The organism is Zobellia uliginosa, from assembly GCF_900156625.1.
Lineage (GTDB): Bacteria > Bacteroidota > Bacteroidia > Flavobacteriales > Flavobacteriaceae > Zobellia > Zobellia uliginosa.
Window position 1 is genome coordinate 283428 of record NZ_FTOB01000003.1, and the last position, 18740, is coordinate 302167.

Annotated in this window: 13 protein-coding genes; 8 read left to right on the forward strand and 5 right to left on the reverse strand. The window is 41.3% G+C overall.

What is annotated here, in order from left to right; all coding sequences use genetic code 11:
• Nucleotides 1-32 precede the first annotated feature (32 nt).
• Nucleotides 33-1460: an L-serine ammonia-lyase gene (locus BW980_RS09805; protein WP_076455054.1), complete on the reverse strand. Its 1428-nt coding sequence runs from the start codon at nt 1458-1460 to the stop codon at nt 33-35.
• Nucleotides 1461-1780: 320 nt separating this feature from the next.
• On the opposite strand from BW980_RS09805, the gene dnaK reads away from it, so the two are divergent.
• Nucleotides 1781-3688, forward strand: coding sequence for a molecular chaperone DnaK (gene dnaK / locus BW980_RS09810; protein ID WP_076455055.1), 1908 nt, complete (start codon nt 1781-1783; stop codon nt 3686-3688).
• 124 nt (nt 3689-3812) lie between these two features.
• Entirely contained in the window at nt 3813-4739 is a 927-nt protein-coding gene (locus BW980_RS09815) for a hypothetical protein (RefSeq protein ID WP_083690446.1), read from the forward strand.
• A 19-nt stretch (nt 4740-4758) separates the two neighbouring features.
• Here the strand turns inward: BW980_RS09815 and BW980_RS09820 are convergent, their stop codons facing one another.
• Both BW980_RS09820 and BW980_RS09825 read right to left on the reverse strand, forming a co-directional pair.
• Nucleotides 4759-5190 carry a YybH family protein gene (locus tag BW980_RS09820; protein WP_076455563.1) on the reverse strand — a complete coding sequence of 144 codons (432 nt, stop codon included), beginning with the start codon at nt 5188-5190 and terminating at the stop codon, nt 4759-4761.
• A gap of 96 nt (nt 5191-5286) precedes the next feature.
• On the reverse strand, nt 5287-5994 hold the full coding sequence (locus BW980_RS09825) for a Bax inhibitor-1/YccA family protein (RefSeq protein ID WP_083690447.1): 708 nt from the start codon (nt 5992-5994) through the stop codon (nt 5287-5289).
• 292 nt (nt 5995-6286) lie between these two features.
• Here BW980_RS09825 and BW980_RS09830 point away from each other — a divergent pair, with 292 nt between their 5' ends.
• Both BW980_RS09830 and BW980_RS09835 read left to right on the forward strand, forming a co-directional pair.
• Nucleotides 6287-7327 carry a sugar kinase gene (locus BW980_RS09830; protein WP_076455056.1) on the forward strand — a complete coding sequence of 347 codons (1041 nt, stop codon included), beginning with the start codon at nt 6287-6289 and terminating at the stop codon, nt 7325-7327.
• Between the two features lie 24 nt (nt 7328-7351).
• A complete protein-coding gene (locus BW980_RS09835; RefSeq protein ID WP_076455057.1) occupies nt 7352-8020 on the forward strand; it encodes a bifunctional 4-hydroxy-2-oxoglutarate aldolase/2-dehydro-3-deoxy-phosphogluconate aldolase in 669 nt (222 codons plus the stop codon).
• 3 nt (nt 8021-8023) lie between these two features.
• Here the strand turns inward: BW980_RS09835 and uxuA are convergent, their stop codons facing one another.
• Complete coding sequence (gene uxuA, locus BW980_RS09840) at nt 8024-9226, reverse strand: mannonate dehydratase (protein ID WP_076455058.1); 1203 nt, start codon at nt 9224-9226, stop codon at nt 8024-8026.
• A gap of 68 nt (nt 9227-9294) precedes the next feature.
• Nucleotides 9295-10110 (reverse strand): SDR family oxidoreductase, encoded by an 816-nt coding sequence (locus BW980_RS09845; RefSeq protein WP_076455059.1) that lies wholly within the window; start codon nt 10108-10110, stop codon nt 9295-9297.
• A gap of 368 nt (nt 10111-10478) precedes the next feature.
• Here BW980_RS09845 and BW980_RS09850 point away from each other — a divergent pair, with 368 nt between their 5' ends.
• The 4 genes from BW980_RS09850 (at nt 10479) to BW980_RS22815 (ending at nt 18735) form a co-directional block, all read left to right on the forward strand.
• A complete protein-coding gene (locus tag BW980_RS09850) occupies nt 10479-13562 on the forward strand; it encodes a SusC/RagA family TonB-linked outer membrane protein (protein ID WP_083690448.1) in 3084 nt (1027 codons plus the stop codon).
• 17 nt (nt 13563-13579) lie between these two features.
• Entirely contained in the window at nt 13580-15136 is a 1557-nt protein-coding gene (locus BW980_RS09855; RefSeq protein WP_076455061.1) for a RagB/SusD family nutrient uptake outer membrane protein, read from the forward strand.
• A gap of 81 nt (nt 15137-15217) precedes the next feature.
• On the forward strand, nt 15218-18205 hold the full coding sequence (locus BW980_RS09860; protein ID WP_245800024.1) for a VCBS repeat-containing protein: 2988 nt from the start codon (nt 15218-15220) through the stop codon (nt 18203-18205).
• Between the two features lie 5 nt (nt 18206-18210).
• Nucleotides 18211-18735, forward strand: a complete 525-nt coding sequence (locus BW980_RS22815; protein WP_245800026.1) for a hypothetical protein — start codon at nt 18211-18213, stop codon at nt 18733-18735.
• Nucleotides 18736-18740 lie beyond the last annotated feature (5 nt).

Consider the following 18740-nt stretch of genomic DNA (forward strand, 5'->3'; position numbering starts at 1 on the left):
TAGTTGTTGTAAAATGGTTGGTTTTTTTTGTGCTAACAATCGCTCATGTTGATTCCAATGGCCAGGCCGCCTTCGGAGGTCTCTTTATATTTTGAGCTCATGTCTTTTGCCGTGGCCCACATGGTCTCTACCACTTTGTCGAGCGGGACTTTGGCGTCTTTAGGGTCGGAGCCCAAGGCCAGTTCTGCGGCATTGATTGCCTTTATAGCACCCATACTATTGCGTTCAATACAAGGTATTTGTACGAGTCCGCCTATGGGATCACAGGTGAGCCCCAAATGATGTTCCATGGCAATTTCTGCGGCCATCAATACCTGTTCGGGCGTACCGCCCAATAGTTCGGTAAGTGCGCCTGCCGCCATGGCGCTCGATACCCCAATTTCGGCTTGGCATCCGCCCATGGCGGCCGAGATGGTAGCTCCTTTTTTAAAGATACTCCCGATTTCGCCGGCAACGAAAAGAAATTTTTTAATGTGTTCAAAATCGGCTTCATGGTTTTCGATAACCATATAGTACATAAGCACGGCAGGTATAACCCCGGCACTACCATTGGTAGGGGCCGTCACTACACGACCCAGGGAGGCGTTTACTTCGTTTACGGCGAGGGCAAAACAACTGACCCATTGTAAGATCTGGCGGAATTTCACTTCGGTATTCCGTATAGTGGTCAGCCAAGTTTGGGGAGAGTTGTAATCTTTGGAGCCGCCGAGAAGATTTTTGTTGAGGTCAAAGGCCCGACGGGTTACATTGAGTCCTCCCGGTAACTTCCCTTGGGTGTGGCATCCTATATACATGCATTCGAGCATGGTGTCCCAAATATGTTTTAACTCTTTGTCTATTTCGGCGTCGTTGCGTAAAGAGCGTTCGTTCTCCAGTACTATGGCGGAAATGTTTTTGTGCTCCCTTCTGCAATAGTCGAGGAGCTCGGTTCCTTTTTGGATGGGAAATGGAAAGGTGCCGAAAGTGGCTATATTGCGTTTGGCGTTCTTTCGCTCTTTTACGACTACAAAACCACCGCCGATGGAGTAGTAGGTGTTCTTTTTGGACTTGTTCGATGTCAATAGCGCTTCGAACTGTAATCCATTGGCGTGAAACGGCAAAAACTTTTTATGGAATAAGATGTCGGTTTCAGGGTTGAAGCAGATCGGTTTGCTGCTTCCAAAGTTCAGTATATGTGTTTGCTGTATATCGGCTACGATCGAATGAATATCCTCTATAGGGATTTCTACCGGGTCGGTTCCCGAAAGGCCTAGCATCACGGCGAAGTCGGTGGCATGCCCCTTTCCGGTCAAGGAGAGCGAGCCGTACATGTGTACTTTAATGGCGGTGACCTCGTCGAAAAGTTTTGAAGCCTTGAGCTCTGCAATCCATCGTTCGGCCGCGCGCCACGGACCGAGGGTGTGAGAGCTAGAAGGTCCAACACCGATCTTAAGCATGTCGAAAATACTGATAGACTCCATAAGGCGTATTCATATTTTATGGTATAAAGATAGAGAAAGCCCGCTATAGGCAAAGTCAAAAAACCGGCCTATTTCGTTTTGGTGAGGAATAAGTTTTTTGGGGATAAGGCTTTTTGAAAAGTGTCGGCCTTGGGTTCGTTTTTACAAAGAGAATATGTCGCAATTTGTCTTGTTTTGGGCGATTATGGTCCTTATATGGCCGATTTTGTGAATGTCATAATAGTGAAAATGACATCATGTCATGTTGCGGTGGCTTGGCATATTGTTTGTCAATCAGTAATCGATTATAAAAATTAGCACTAATATTTAAAACATATAGCATGAGTAAAATTATAGGTATTGACTTGGGTACTACCAACTCCTGTGTTTCCGTAATGGAAGGTAGCGAACCGGTAGTGATTCCCAATGCTGAAGGAAAAAGAACAACCCCTTCTGTTATTGCGTTTGTAGATGGTGGGGAAATCAAGGTAGGGGATCCGGCAAAGCGACAGGCGGTAACCAACCCGAACAAAACCATATATTCCATTAAACGTTTTATGGGAAATAAATTTTCCGAATCTAGCAAAGAAGCGGAAAGAGTTCCTTATAAAGTAGTAAAAGGGGATAACGATACGCCACGTGTCGATATTGATGGCCGTATGTATACGCCACAAGAACTATCTGCCATGATTCTTCAGAAAATGAAGAAAACAGCGGAAGACTACCTAGGACAAGACGTTAGTCGTGCGGTAATTACAGTACCTGCATATTTTAACGATGCACAGCGTCAAGCTACAAAAGAAGCTGGCGAGATTGCAGGTCTTACCGTAGAAAGAATTATAAACGAGCCTACCGCAGCCTCTTTGGCGTATGGTATGGACAAGAAAGATACCGACCAAAAAATCGTTGTTTTTGATTTTGGTGGTGGTACACATGATGTTTCTATACTAGAATTGGGAGATGGTGTTTTTGAAGTGCTATCTACCGATGGGGATACCCACTTGGGTGGTGATGATGTCGATCAAAAAATAATCGATTGGTTGGCCGATGAATTCAATAAGGAAGAAAGCATCGATTTGCGTAAAGATGCCATGGCATTGCAAAGATTGCGTGAAGCTGCTGAAAAGGCAAAAATAGAATTGTCATCCTCGGCCCAGACTGAAATCAATTTGCCATATGTAACGGCTACCGCTACAGGTCCGAAACACTTGGTGCGTACTTTGACCAGGGCCAAGTTCGAACAATTGATAGAAGATTTGGTAAAACGTACCATTGCACCTTGTGAGAGTGCGTTAAAATCTGCCGGACTTTCTAAAAGTGATATCAATGAGATTATCTTGGTAGGTGGTTCTACAAGAATACCTGCCGTACAGGAAGCTGTTGAGAAATTCTTTGGAAAAAAACCTTCAAAAGGTGTGAACCCCGATGAGGTTGTAGCTATCGGTGCCGCTATCCAGGGTGGGGTACTTACCGGAGACGTTAAAGATGTATTGTTGTTAGACGTTACACCTTTGTCTTTGGGTATCGAAACCATGGGAAGTGTAATGACCAAGTTGATCGAGGCGAATACTACGATTCCAACCAAGAAATCGCAAGTGTTCTCCACCGCGGCAGACAACCAGCCTTCGGTAGAAATTCACGTATTGCAAGGTGAGCGCCCAATGGCAGCCGATAACAAGACCATAGGACGTTTTCACTTAGACGGTATTCCACCCGCACCAAGAGGTACACCTCAAATTGAAGTAACTTTCGATATTGATGCGAACGGAATCATTAAAGTTTCTGCAACGGATAAAGCCACGAACAAAACGCAAGATATTAGAATTGAAGCGTCTTCAGGTTTGACCGAAGAAGAAATCAAAAAGATGAAAGCCGAAGCTGAAGCTAATGCCGAAGCCGATAAAAAGGCAAAAGAGATAGCCGATAAGCTCAATGAGGCCGACGGTATGATCTTTCAGACAGAAAAGCAGTTGAAAGAGTTTGGTGATAAATTGTCAGATGACAAGAAAAAACCAATTGAAGATGCTTTGACCGAGTTGAAAGCGGCTTACGAATCTAAAGATTTGGCCGTAATAGCCCCTGCTTTGGATAAGATCAACGAAGCTTGGAAAGTAGCTTCCGAAGAAATGTACAAGGCTCAGGCCGAAGGACAACAAAACGGAGCAGCTCCTGAAGGTGATGCCGCTTCTGCAGAGGGAGCCAAAGAAGGCGACAACGTAGAAGACGTAGACTTCGAAGAAGTAAAATAAGTAAAGACGCTAGGCGTCGATAATTTTAAGCCCGTTCGGTACACTGTCGAACGGGCTTTTTACTTTTTGTCGATTTGGTATGGGTTTTATTTTTAGTTGACATAATATCAAGTAGTTTTGCAGTATGATTCAGAAAATCGCGACCTTGTTTTTTGCCTTGGTAATTTGTACGAATGGATTTGCCCAAGATATCGAGACTTTTAAAGTATCGGATTTTAATCTCAAGGGAAATGTAAAGTCGTGCGAAGTAATTACCGACTATGGCAAGGAGGAATATTATTTTGATAAGGAGGGCCGTTTGACCAAATCCATTACGCGGTATAACGATAGCGATTACGAAACAACCTACTATAAGTATGTTCATGATTTTCTAAAGGAAAGAAGGGTTGAAAACTACATGGACGGTAAGTTTGACAGAGCCACCTCCATAGCTAGCTTTTATGAAGTGGATACCTTGGAAAATCGACGACTTACGGAAAAAATCGTGTCTTACGATAAAGAATTGCTGGAAAAGAATGTCTATGTATACAATGCGGAAAATCGGCTCGTAAAGATCATCCGTACCAATACCCTTGGTATAGATGAGACCGATTTTGAATATCTACAAGAAAACGAAACAACTATAGTCAATCAAAGCGTAAACGGAAGGCCCTCAAAAACCAAGACCATATCTAAAATACGGGAACAGGGGCAGGAGTTGAAAAAAGTGGAAGAGCAAAATTATATAGAAGGACTTCCTACATCAAAAACAACCGACATCTACGATAGCAATGGTCGTTTGACGATGCATAAGGAAGCATTGTACGACGCTTCTACCGAAACCTGGATCGTGCAGGATGAAAAACACTATCAATACGGAGAAGATGGGGTTTTATCAACGGTAAAGACCAAAAAGCGCTTTGGGGACTCGACCGAAAATTATATCTATCAGTTTGATGGTACGACGGCCAATAATTGGGTCAAGGAAATCGTAACACCTCAAAATGTCTATACGACAAGACGCATCACCTACTATCAGGAACCGGTAGAACAACCGAAGACACCGGACTAGGGTAGTCCGGAGGAATGTTCTAGCAAGACGAATCCGCTACTATTTTCCATTCCCCATTTATTTTTTTGAAAATGATCATAAAAGTGCCATGGGCATCACCTGCTTCCCGGGTCAGAAAATATTCCCCCATAACATAGTAGGCCTCCTCGTTTATTTCGGTAACCTGTGCGATTCTAAACCGAAGTTCACCGGTATGGGCTTTTGTGGGATAGCCTTTTTTATAGTTGTCCAAGGTGGTTTGCCATCCTTTTGTAATTTTTCCTCCACTAAAATAGGTAAGGTCTTCCGATTTCCAATAGCCCTGCATAAAGCCTTCCAGGTCATGGGCCGACCAAGCTTCCTCCTGCTGCTTCATGATATCCTTAATGATATCGATATCGTTGTTCTGGGTATAAATGCCATTAAAGGCAAGGGTAAGGGCAAAGGTTAAAAATAGCGTGAATTTTTTCATGGTCGTAACGGTAATTGTTTTTCGGTGGAAAGATAGCATAAAAAAGGCCCCGACAAAATATCGGAGCCCTTCGCTTAAAAATATAAACACTATGGGTTAATCCCTAGAAAGAATGCTTAAGATATACCAGAACAATAACATAAGGCTGGCGAACAGGGCCAGTGATGCCGCTACGTGCTGGTTTGAACGATAGTTGTGAACGAGGTTCGAGGTCTGGTACAGGATCGAGCCAGAGGCCAAGACTACCATAGCTACGCTAAACCAAAGGCCAAGGTTAAAACCGAACAAGGTTCCGGCTATGATCAGACCTAGGGCAATGGCGAAGCCGACCGCCAAGATCGATTTGAGAAACGAAAAGTCCTTTTTCGTCAAAAAGACAATGGCCGAAAGGCCCGTAAACAAGGAAAGCGTCATAATCGCAGCTTGGTTGAGAATCGTCAATGCACCGTCTTCCGCAACCATAACGGCGATAAAGATCAAAGGTATGAATATAAAGGCTTCGGCAATTACATACAGTACCAAGCCTAGGTAGTGTATGTTCGTGTTCTCACTTTTTAGGGCCAAACGTTCCGCATAGTTGGTTATGAACATAAACGCCGCTAGCATGATCAACCAACTGTAGCCGCCGGTTAGTGAAAGGGCGAAATTCAATACAGGTGGTATTTGAAAGAACAGGGTTTCGACCAGAACGAAAAGAAGTACTGCGCCTGCTAAGTGCATATAGGTTTTTCTGTAAAAAGAAGCTCTTTCCACTTCGGTAAGCGTACTTACCACTTGGTTGTTTGGTGTAAGATGATTCTCCATAATTGTAAAGTTTTTTTGTCGGGATGACAAATAAAAAAATAAAAAGTTAAGCGGACTTCTTTTTTTGATGAACGGTCATTTTTATCGATTTTGTTAAAAACACTTAAAATTGTTGGCTAGACCTATGTAGAGTTATATCTCAAAACCGACAAATATTGTTAAACCCGAAGTAGTTGGTACATTTGACCTGATTTTACAGTCGGTTAATTTGAAGGAAACCTTAATTTTGTGGCTGTCAAAAAAATAACAACTATTTTCGTAAAATAAGAATCAAATAACCTAATTAGTTAAAATGAAAAAAGTAGTCACTTTCGGGGAAATCATGTTGCGTTTAGCCCCTCCAGGATTTTTAAGATTTTCACAAGCAAACAGCTTTGATGTTGTTTACGGAGGAGGAGAGAGCAATGTTGCCGTTTCTTTGGCCAATTATGGGGTTCCCGTAGATTTTGTTACACGTTTGCCAAAAAACGATATCGGTGAATGTGCTCTTATGGAAATGCGCAAACGCGGTGTTGGTACCGATAAGATAATTTATGGAGGTGACCGATTGGGGATATATTTTCTTGAGACCGGAGCTGTAAGCCGAGGAAGTAAAGTTGTTTATGACCGTGCCCATTCGGCCATCGCCGAAATCGAAAAGGGAATGATCGACTGGAATGCCGTTTTTGAAGGTGTAGAGTGGTTTCATTGGACGGGTATCACGCCTGCCATATCACAAGGCGCTGCCGATGTATGCTTGGAAGCTGTAAAAGCGGCGAGCGATAGGGGTATTACTATATCTACCGATTTAAATTACAGGGCCAAGCTTTGGAATTATGGTGGTGATAGAGAGGCCATCATGACCGAATTGACATCGTACTGTGATATCATCCTAGGGAATGAAGAAGATGCGGAAAAGCATTTTGGTATTCACCCGGAAGGATTGGATGTGCATAAAGATGGTGCCGATGTTAAGGCGGAGGCTTTCTTGTCGGTTTGTAAGCAAATGATGAAGAAATTTCCAAAAGCCAAAAAGGTTATTACCACTTTAAGAGGTTCTATTTCTGCATCGCACAATACTTGGGCGGGTGTATTATGGGATGGTTCCAAAATGTATGAAACCCGTCAATATCAAATTACCGATATTGTTGATAGAGTAGGTGGGGGAGATTCTTTTATGGGCGGATTGATCTACGGATTGTTGAAATACCCGGAAGATGATCAAAATGCATTGGATTTTGCCGTTGCCGCTTCTTGTTTAAAGCATACGATCAAAGGTGATGCCAACTTGGTAACCGTTGATGAGGTGGAAAAATTGATGGGCGGAGATGCTTCCGGCCGAGTTGCAAGATAAGAACATTAACTACAAACAATAAATATGGCTCAGTATTCAAGAATAGAGGTGGCTTCCGTAATGAAAGAAAACGGAATGGTGCCTTTGTTTTATCACCCCGATGTAGAGTTGGGTAAAAAAGTTTTAAAGGCATGTTATGACGGAGGTTCGCGTTTGATGGAGTTCACTGCTCGTGGCGATTTTGCTTATGAAGTCTTTTTAGAACTAAACAAATACGCAATAAAAGAACTTCCAGGTATGGTTATGGGTGTTGGTTCTATAACCGATGCAGCTGCTGCAAGTTTGTTTATGCAGATGGGGGCGAACTTTATTGTTACCCCTTCACTTCGTGAAGATATAGCTATAGCCTGTAACCGAAGAAAGGTACTTTGGTCTCCAGGTTGTGGATCCTTGGCCGAGATAAACCGTGCCGAGGAAATGGGGTGCGAGATAATCAAACTTTTCCCAGGTTCTACTTATGGTCCAGGATATGTAAAGGCGATAAAGGGGCCACAGCCATGGACTAGTGTTATGCCAACAGGAGGGGTTAGTACCGACGAGGCCAATTTAAAAGGTTGGTTCGATGCCGGCGTAACTTGCGTTGGTATGGGATCGCAATTGATCAGTAAAGATATTCTGGCCAACAAAGATTTTGCTGGCCTAGAAAATCGTGTAAGGGATACTTTGGCTTTGATCAAAAAGCTTAGAGGTTAGATATTATTCGAAAAACGCCTTTCGAATACCAAATTCCAATCCCCGTAATTCGGCCAATCCGCGCAAGCGACCTATAGCCGAATAACCGGGATTGGTTTTTTTATGGAGGTCATCGAGCATTTGGTGTCCGTGATCGGGTCTCACGGGAATAAGGAAATCTTCTCGTCCCGCTTCCTTTCTTCTCTTTTCTTCGGAAAGGATAAGCTTTACCAAGTCGTACATAGGTACGTTACCTTCTAAATGGTTGGCTTCGTAGAAATTACCCTTGCCGTCGCGTTGTGTGCTTCTCAAGTGAAGGAAATGGACACGGTCGGCGAACCTTTTGAACATTTGAGGAAGGTTGTTGTCGGCCCTCGCTCCGAGTGAACCCGTACAGAAAGTGATACCGTTGTTTATAGAATCTACCTTATCGAAGATATAGGCGTAATCTTCTTTCGTTCGCATGATACGCGGCAAGCCTAAAATAGAAAATGGAGGGTCATCGGGGTGGATGCACATTAATATTCCGTTTTCTTCAGCGGTCGACATTATGGCGTTCAAGAAATAAACGAGATTGTCGCGCATATCATCTTCACCCATGCCCTTATATGTGTCTAAGGTTGCCTGAAAAGGGCTGAGATCAAAACCCGTTTTGGGTATATGATAGTTTTCGGAAGATCCGGGTAAACCCGCAATAATGGTTTTTACCAGTTTATAGATGTCATCCTCCGACATTGCGTTGTAATAGGCTTTGGCAGCTTCGATTTGGGTTTCGGAAAAGTTGTTTTCCGCTCCAGGTCTTTTTAAGATAAAGAGGTCAAAAGCGGCAAGGGCCGTAGCATCGAACAACAAGGCTTTAGAGCCATCTTCTACTTCGTAGTCAAGGCTTGTTCTGGTCCAGTCAAGTACAGGCATGAAATTGTAGCATACTACCTTTATATTGCACTGGGCGAGGTTCTTTAGGCTTTGTTTGTAATTTTCGATAAGTTGTTCAAAGCCATCCTGTTGGGTCTTGATGCTTTCGTGAATGGGTAGTGATTCTACCACTGACCATACCAGGCCGTTTTCTTCGATAAGGTTCTTGCGTTCTTGGATATCATCCACCGACCATATTTCGCCGTTCGCAATGTGGTGAAGGGCGGTTACGATTCCTGTAGCTCCGGCTTGTTTTATGTCTTGAAGGCTAACAGGGTCGTTTGGCCCGTACCATCTCCATGTTTGTTCCATATATGTGAAGTTGATTTAGTGTAATTGAACTGTAACGAACTATTTGATTAAAAATCGAAAGGCTGGGCCTAAACCCCGCTAAAAGCACTAAAGCCACCGTCAACGGGAAGAACTATGCCTGTAATGAAGCGTGCGGCATCACTACATAAAAAGTGTATGGCGCCATTCAGTTCGTCTATTTCACCAAAGCGGCCCATAGGTGTGTTGTTGATTATGTTTTTTCCACGTTGGGTAAAAGACCCGTCTTCATTGGTGAGAAGTGCCTTGTTCTGTTTGCCTATAAAAAATCCGGGAGCAATCGCATTGACACGGAGGCCGTTGCCAAATTTGGTAGCCATTTCAACGGCCATCCACTTGGTAAAGTTTTCCATAGCCGCCTTAGAGGCCGAGTAACCGGCAACGCGGGTAATGACCCTATCTGCCGCCATGGAAGAGTAATTTATGATAACCCCTTGTTTTTGTTCAGACATGACCTTTCCAAATATTAAAGAGGGGATAAGGGTGCCGTTTAAGTTCAGTTCGGTCACTTTTTTAAAATCTTCAACGGAAATATCAAAGATGGTCTGGTCTGGGGCAACGGTAGCTCCGGGAAGATTGCCTCCGGCAATGTTCAAAAGAATATCTATTTTTCCGAAATCCGATAGAATTTCATTCTTGACCTTGTTTAGGCTGTCCTCGTTAAGGATATCTGCTTCGTAAGCCTTAACGTGTCCGCCCACGTTTTTGATTTCATCTAATAAAGATTGGACCGAAGATTTTTTTCTCGTCAACAGTGCCAAAGTTGCACCAGACCCTGCTAGGCTAGTGGCTATGCTGCCTGCCAAGGCTCCACTCGCTCCGGTAATAACCGCTACCTTATTCTCAATACCGAACATTTTACTCATTTTTTATGATTGAAGGCCCAAGATAAAACAATCTAAAGGAAAATAGCGCGAATAACATTCATTTGTCGTGAAAGACACCCGTTATTGTGTGATTAAGATGGGTATTCTTACGAATATAGATTCCTTATGGGTCTGTTAGACCCTTACTTTCTTTTTTTTGGAGGGACTGTGTGTTGTGCTAAAAAAAAGGATTCTAGTGTGGTATAATGGGAGTATAAGCCACTTTGTGTAAAAAGAACACTTATTTGGGCCTTCAGAACCATTTGTGATAGTTATCTGAACATTTGTTGCGTGCTAACGGCTTAATAAACATCACTTTTGATAAAACTTAAACAAATGTTAAATAACTCAATTAAACTTCATTACTTATGAATGGAACTCACTTAAAATTTAAGAACTGGCAACCCCATATTTATATGTCGGGATTGCTTTGGCTTTTGGTTATAGCCTTTGGTCATGCCCAAGAGATAAGTGTTAGCGGAACGGTTTCAGACGACTCAGGGCTGCCTTTGGCAGGAGCTAATGTTCTTGTAAAGGGAACCACTAGCGGTACTCAAACCGATTTTGACGGGAATTATACGATATCGGCTGAAAGTGGCGCTACCCTGGTATTTAGTTATATCGGTTTTACCACAAAGGAAGTAGCGATTGATGGGCAAAATGTTGTAAATGTTGTCCTTTCCGAAGATGCAAGTCAATTGGAAGAGGTCGTTGTTATCGGTTATGGTACTCAGAAAAAATCTGACCTTACAGGCTCTGTAAGTACGGTTGATAGCGAGGAAATAAACAAATTTACATATAATGACGCGGCTCAGGCCATACAAGGGCGTACAGCCGGTGTTCGAGTAGAGGCCAATGGAGGCTCGCCTGGGGCAAATGCTTTAGTTACCATTCGTGGTTCAAGCACATTGTCGGATGCAGGTCCTTTATATGTTATAGATGGAATGCTTACGGGCGATATGACATCTTTAAACCCGGGAGATATTGAGTCTATATCTGTATTGAAAGATGCTTCGGCGAGTGCTATTTACGGTTCAAGGGCCGCAAATGGTGTTATTATCGTGACTACCAAGAAGGGTACACGCGATGGTGGTATAAAAGTTGATTTAGACTACAGTTATGGTCTTCAATCTTCGGTTAAGAATATTGATTGGGCCAATGCTAGGGATTATGCAACTATTGTGAATAGGGCTAGGGATAATGATGGGAACGATAGGTTTCCTGCCAATGACACTCAGTTTAATCCTAATATTGATAGTGATATTCAAAAGGAATCTTTACGTACTGCGGGTGTGATGAATGCAAATGCAAGAATATATGGGGGTACGGAACATAGTACCTATAGTTTGTCGTTTAACCATTATGATCAAGAGGGGATCGTTAAACAATCCGATTATAAAAGAACTACTGCCCGCGTTAATGCAACGCTAAAGAAAGGAAGGTTTAAATTAGAGAATACCATTGGTTTAACCCGTTCAGTGGACAATCCAAACCCTTACTTTAATAAAGAAAGGGATTTAATACCTACTATAGCAATATATGATTCTGAAGGTAATTTCAGTGCAACTGACCAGCCTTTAGATGTTGCGGTAGGAGCGTTTTATGGTGTGGGAAATGTTAGTAATTCTTTAGGGTTGGCCACGGTTGAAGATAGAACGGTTACCAGAAACTCTGTTCTTGGAAATGTCGCTGGATCTTTTGAAATTTTTGATGGTCTTACTTATAAACTGAATTTAGGTTTGGATTATTATGCTGATAATAATTATAGATTTACACCAACTTATGTTTTTAATACAGCAACATTTGGAAACAACCAATTTGCTGAATTAGCAGAAACAAATACTAATTTTCTTTCAACATTAATAGAGCATACTTTAACCTATAGTAAAGAATTTAACAAACACAATGTTAATTTGGTTGGGGGTTATACCGATCAAGTTTCAAATACACGTTCCCTAGGGGCGTTGGCTAGAAAATTCCCTTCGAATGATGTTCGTGTAGCTTCGGCGGCAGAGGATAAGGTCAACTTTCCTTCCCAAGATTTAACAAAGACGATTCAGAGTTATTTTGGAAGGTTGAGTTATGCTTATGATAGTAGGTATTTGTTGACCGCTACTATTCGTAGAGATGGGTCATCATTATTTAAGAAGGACTTGAGATGGGGTACTTTTCCATCATTTGCAATAGGTTGGAATTTAGGTAATGAGAGCTTTATGGAAGACTTTACGGCTATTACCGATATTAAGATTAGGGCAAGTTATGGTGAAGTAGGTTCGGATAACGTTCCAATATATTCTTTAAGTCCAGAATTAAACCTTAACAGTGAGTATCCAATTGGTGATAGTCAAGAAAGAGCTACAGGTTATTCAATAACTAAAGGTATTAATGATGATATTACTTGGGAAACCAGTAAAACTACCGATATAGGTCTTGAATTCAGGGCTTTGGACCAAAAGTTGAGTATTACTATGGATTACTTTCAGAAAAAATCCGAAGATGTTCTCGTTGAGCTTGGTTTGCCACTTTACACTGGTTTTGGAAACAGGGTTCCTTTTAACACGGCAAGTATAGAAAATGAGGGGTTTGAGTTTTTAGCGAATTATTCAGATAGTTTAAGCGAGGATTTTTCATTCAGTATAAGTGGAAACTTTACAACCCTTAATAATGAAGTTACGGCTTTGGGTGATGCCACACCTATAATTGAAGGAGGTTTTACTTCCAATGGCTTAAAGGGCACTAAAACAGATGTGGGACAACCTGTTTCTTCATTTTTTGGATATGTCGTAGATGGAATTTATCAAACAGATGCCGAAGCTTTGGCAGCGAATGACAACAATAACCCACAGGCAGGTGATTTAAGATTTAAGGATATTGCTGGGCCTAATGGCTCAGGGCCTGATGGTATCATAGATGATAACGACCAGACGTTTTTGGGGAGTCCAGCACCTAATTTCGAATATGGGTTGAACATTTCCGCATCGTACAAAAATTTAGACCTAAGTCTTTTCTTTAATGGCGTTTCAGGAAATAAAATTTTGAACGGAAATATCTATAGAGGATATTTTGATACGGAAGGCCCTTACTTAACTGATGCGTTAAATGCATGGACACCGACTAATACAAATACTAACATTCCAAGAAATACACAGTCAGACCCAGGGTTTAATAGAAGACCTTCTGATTTTTACTTAGAAAACGGGGCTTATTTTAGATTAAAGAACATGCAAATAGGATATACAGTTCCATCTGAAATATCTGAGCGCATGATGATGACAAAGCTTAGGATATACGGTTCTGCTACTAACTTGTTCACGCTTACTGATTACACAGGGTATTATCCTGAAGTAGGGCGAAACACAAGATCTTCTAGAAGAATATTTAGTTCGGGTGTCGATGAAAGTGCATACCCAACGGCGAGAACCATTCAATTGGGTGTGCAAATTTCTTTCTAACTCCAAATAAAGAAAAAATGAAAAATAAAAATATATCAAAAAGTCTATTGGTAACGCTGGTATTGCTACTGGTTATATCATATAGTTGTCGAAAAGACATATTAGAACAAGAAAATCCGAATGCTGTAACACCACAATCTTTCTGGAAAACGGAAGATGATGCGGAAAAGGGAATCATTGGTGCATATAGCCCATTTACCCATATTTGGTATTATACCCGTTTTGAAATTTTCCTTTCGGATTATAGAGATGATGTTGTAAATGCATTTGCAACATCGGAACGTACTGCCGCAGGTTCTTTTAATGGAATTCCTCAAAGTAATGGGGCCTTTTGGGTGTGGAGTGCCATGTTCCAAGGGGTGACGCGTGCTAATGAAGTATTGGCAAATGTTCCAAATATAGAAATGGATGAAACTGCCAAAAGCAATATTTTGGGTGAAGCTTACTTCATTAGGGCATATAATTATTTCAATCTAGTGAACGGTTGGCTAAATGTTCCTTTGATCACAGAACCTATCTCGGACTTGGAAGCTCCTAACTCTGTTCCTCAAGCAGATCCTGCGGATGTTTGGGCTCAGATTGAGTCTGATTTAATAGAGGCTCAGAAAATGGCTCCAGAGTCATGGTCTTCTGATATGAAGGGGAGAATTACATCAGGAACTGCTACAGGTTTCTTAGGTAAGGTTTATTTATACCAAAAGAAATATGCCGAAGCTAAAGCAGAATTTGCCAAGATAATGGATGGTCGATACGAGCTAATGGATAATTATGCCGATAACTTTACAGAAGCTTCCGAGAACAATAAAGAGTCACTGTTCGAAATTCAGTTGGTAAATGACGGAAATACAGGCTGGGGCGGTGATGCGGCAGGTGCAGGTAAAGGAGCTGCCTTCCATCCTGATATTGCCCCAAAAGGGTTTACGGGTCAAGATGGTATGCGTATCAATAATTGGGTTCTTGATTTATTTTTAGATGAAAGAACGGTTAATGGTGAAATAGACCCAAGAACCTATACTACATTGTTCTTTAATACCGATGAATTTACTATTTATGAGGGAGACACATTGGTATCGCAAACCTATGGAAACAAGAGTTACCAAGAAGTGTTTCCAGGTTCAGATTTGGTATGGGGTAATAAATGGTTGGATATAGCCTTTGATGATAAGACCGGGTCTCAAGATAACGGATGGCATCAGTCAGGTAACAACTTAAGATTGTTGCGCTATGCGGATATACTCTTGATGTATGCTGAGGCCGAGTTTATGCTTAATGGCTCAACCACAGATGCACTAGATGCAATAAATGAAGTACGTGCCAGGGTAGATATGCCTCCGTTAGCAAGTATTACCATGCAAGATATAGAAGATGAAAGGGTGAAAGAACTATCTTTAGAACGTACTAGATATTTTGACATTCTCAGATGGGGCAAAGTTGAAGAGTATATAGTAAACAAACCGGAACTGAAATCAGAAAGTGCTGGAACAGGTTCTTATAGGCCGGGAAGGGAGTATATTGCAATTCCTCAAAACGAAATAGATGCCAATCCGGTTTTCAAACAAAACCCAGGATACTAAACTGTTTTAGTTTATTTTATAAAAGGAACCATTGTAAGATGGTTCCTTTTTAGTTAAATTGAATGATATAATTTATTCAGATTGAAAAAAATACTATTTATTTTAATCGTAGTCGTGCTCTCTTCTTGTAACGAACAAGAAAAAGAAATGGAACTGATTTCTCCTTCTGATTCGGGTATTACATTTGTCAATGCGATCGATGAAACCAAAGAACTGAATTATTTCAGCTTTCCTTATATCTACATAGGGGGCGGCGTAGGTGTTGGTGATTTTGACAATGACGGGTTCAATGATGTTTTTTTTGCGGGAAATCTGGTTTCTTCAAAAATATATAGAAACAAAGGGGAATTTGAATTTGAGGACCTCTCTGCCGATTCTGGTATAGAGGGGGATTATTGGGCAAATGGCGTTTCCGTCATAGATATAAACCAAGATGGGCTACTTGATATTTATGTTTCTGTTGGTGGCTTTGCCAAAGCGGATAAAAGAAAGAACAAACTTTTTGTAAACAACGGAAATTTCTCTTTTACCGAACAAGCGGCAGAATATGGTATTGCGGATTCAGGGTACACAACGCAATCGGCTTTTTTTGATTTTGATTTAGATGGAGATTTAGATCTTTATGTAATGACCCATGCTAACGAACCGCCTAAAGATATTGATAAGCTCTATACAAAAAAGGATGGCTCAGGCCCCAGTACAGACAGACTGTATGAAAATAAAGGAATAGGAAAGAATGGTCACCCGGTATTTGAAAATGTCTCAAAGAAGGCCGGAATCCAAATAGAAGGGTATGGGCTCGGCTTGGCTATATCCGATATCGACCAAGATGGTTGGCCAGATGTTTATGTGGCAAATGATTTTATCGCGAACGATCTATTGTATATCAATAATCAAGATGGCACCTTTACTAATAGATTACCTGAATATTTTCAACATACTTCAAGAAATGGCATGGGCGTTGACGTTTCCGATATAAACAATGACGGATTGCCCGATGTTTTGGTAATGGATATGCTTCCTGAAATTAACAAGAGGCAAAAGACTATGACGGCCAATATGAATCATGAATATTTCAAACAAACTTTGCGAGAGGGTTTTTCGCCGCAGTTCATTAGAAATACATTGCAGTTAAATAGAGGAAAAGACGAAAAAGGTAACCCTTCCTTTAGTGAAATAGGAAGATATGCAGGGTTGCATCAGACTGATTGGAGTTGGTCTCCCTTAATAGCGGACTTTGATAATGATGGACAGAAAGATGTTTTTATTACAAATGGTTTTAGAAGAGACATTACCAATCATGATTTTACCGAATACTCTAGTCAGGTAGATATATTTGGAAAGGGAACAGGTAAATTATCCGAAGATAGAATAATAGAAAGGTTAAAGGCTCTTGATAGTATTTTTTTACCTAACTATATGTTTTCCAACAGCGGAAAATTAAAGTTTGTTGATAAGACAAAGTCATGGGGAATGGCACAGGCCTCCTTGTCTAACGGAGCTGCTTGTGCAGATTTTGATAATGATGGCGACTTAGATTTGATAGTAAATAATATAAATGCACCGGCATTTCTGTATCGAAATAACGCGGGGAAGAATAACAAAAATCACTTCGTAAAAATTAGATTAAAGGGCCCAAAAGGAAATGTAAATGGAGTAGGAGCCAAGCTCACGGCATACATCGGCGGAAATAAAACACAATACTATGAATACAATCCGGTAAAAGGCTATATGTCTTCGGCGAACTCTAATATTCACTTCGGTCTAGGGGAAGCCTCGGCTATTGATTCGCTTAAGATTGAATGGTTAGGTGGTGCAAAACAAGTGCTCAGAGAGGTAAGGGTAGACTCCTTGTATACTTTTGACAGCAAACAAGCCAGCCTTGATGTAGAAAGTTCAGGTATATCCAATGTAAAATTTCCTTTCAAGGAAATATCCAAATCGGGTATGCTTGATTTTCGTCATGTTGAAAATGATAATAGCGATTTTAGGGGGGAACCTTTATTAATGCATTTATACGATTTTAACGGCCCGGGAATGGCTACGGGGGATATAAACGGTGATGGAAGAAAAGATGTATATGTAGGAGGGGGACGAAATCAACAAGGTGTGATTTTTTTACAACGAATGAACGGTGATTTCGATTCCGTACCTGTGCCAGGTTCAGAAAAATATGAAGATTTGGGGGCCTTGTTGTTTGATGCAGATGGTGATGATGATTTGGATCTGTATGTCGTTAGTGGAGGTAGTTCGGTGAAATATTTTGGAAAGGGGCATTACCAAGATCGTCTATATTTTAATAATGGCAATGGTGAATTTGTGCATAGGCCGGAAGCGCTTCCTGAAATTAAGGCGAGTGGTTCTTGTGTGGTTGCAGCAGATTATGACGCCGATGGCGACCTAGATTTATTCGTAGGTGGCATGATAGTACCCGGTAATTTTCCTTCTACACCCAATAGTTACTTGTTGGAGAATGATAAAGGGAAATTTACCGATGTCACGGAAAGTAAGGCAAAAGGGTTAGGTAAAGTGGGCTTGGTAAGTTCGGCGATTTGGACCGATTATGATGCCGATAACGACCTAGATTTAATGGTGGCCGGAGAGTGGATGCCGATTACTGTTTTTGAAAATCAACAGGATGGATTAAAGAAGGTGGAGGAAACCGGACTGGAGAAGTATTATGGCTTTTGGAATAGTTTGGTCGGAGGTGATTTTGACCATGATGGAGATATCGATTATATTGCCGGGAACCAAGGCGAGAATACGGCTTTTAAAGTTTCAGGCACGGAGCCGATGCGTGTCTATGCCAAGGATTTTGATTCTAATTCAAGTATAGACCCTATAATTACGCGCTATATTAGCGGAAAAGAGGTGCCACTGGCCCCTCGAGGAGAACTCGCCAAACAACTCGTAGCTATCAATAGAATCTTTCCGACTTATGATGAATATGCCGAAGCGGAAATTGGTGATTTGCTTCAAGCGCTTGATACTACGGGTATGAGTGTTATTAAGGTGAATTACCTTAGCTCTAGTTTTATAGAAAACCTTGGGGGGGTAAATTTTCAGTAAACCCATTGCCGCAGGAAGCACAATTTTCTCCATTGTTTGGAATCGATATAAGTGATTATGACGATGATGGATACAATGATGTTATAGGAGTGGGGAATTACTATCCCACTGAAGTGATTTCCGGGTGGTATGACGCGGGAAAAGGTGTAATTTTAAAATCTGACCGGAAAGGTGGGTTTATTTCCGTTCCGTATAGTGAATCAGGTTTTAAAGTAGAGAAAGATGCAAGGGCGTTGGTAAGTGTTGTTTTGAATGATTCCACCAAGCTTTGGGCCGCTACGGTAAATTCTGGGAAACTAAAAAGTTATATCCAAAAAAAGCATACACCTATTCTTGAGTTTGGCCCTTCCGAAGTAAGGGCGAAGATACACTATGATAACGGTGACGTTGCCACAAAGGAATATTATTTTGGATCGGGCTATTTGTCTCAGACTTCAAATGCAATTCAAGTTCATAAATCTATGCAAAAGGTTGTATTTTACGATAAGGAAGGTAATAGAAGGGAAGTGGTTTTCAATCCTAAGGAATAAGATGA

What these genes read in the sequence shown, in the direction of transcription:
- BW980_RS09805 (WP_076455054.1), bottom strand. Translation starts at nt 1,460, where the DNA reads ATGGAGTCTATCAGTATTTTCGACATGCTTAAGATCGGTGTTGGACCT.
- dnaK (WP_076455055.1), top strand. Translation starts at nt 1,781, where the DNA reads ATGAGTAAAATTATAGGTATTGACTTGGGTACTACCAACTCCTGTGTT.
- BW980_RS09815 (WP_083690446.1), top strand. Translation starts at nt 3,813, where the DNA reads ATGATTCAGAAAATCGCGACCTTGTTTTTTGCCTTGGTAATTTGTACG.
- BW980_RS09820 (WP_076455563.1), bottom strand. Translation starts at nt 5,190, where the DNA reads ATGAAAAAATTCACGCTATTTTTAACCTTTGCCCTTACCCTTGCCTTT.
- BW980_RS09825 (WP_083690447.1), bottom strand. Translation starts at nt 5,994, where the DNA reads ATGGAGAATCATCTTACACCAAACAACCAAGTGGTAAGTACGCTTACC.
- BW980_RS09830 (WP_076455056.1), top strand. Translation starts at nt 6,287, where the DNA reads ATGAAAAAAGTAGTCACTTTCGGGGAAATCATGTTGCGTTTAGCCCCT.
- BW980_RS09835 (WP_076455057.1), top strand. Translation starts at nt 7,352, where the DNA reads ATGGCTCAGTATTCAAGAATAGAGGTGGCTTCCGTAATGAAAGAAAAC.
- uxuA (WP_076455058.1), bottom strand. Translation starts at nt 9,226, where the DNA reads ATGGAACAAACATGGAGATGGTACGGGCCAAACGACCCTGTTAGCCTT.
- BW980_RS09845 (WP_076455059.1), bottom strand. Translation starts at nt 10,110, where the DNA reads ATGAGTAAAATGTTCGGTATTGAGAATAAGGTAGCGGTTATTACCGGA.
- BW980_RS09850 (WP_083690448.1), top strand. Translation starts at nt 10,479, where the DNA reads ATGAATGGAACTCACTTAAAATTTAAGAACTGGCAACCCCATATTTAT.
- BW980_RS09855 (WP_076455061.1), top strand. Translation starts at nt 13,580, where the DNA reads ATGAAAAATAAAAATATATCAAAAAGTCTATTGGTAACGCTGGTATTG.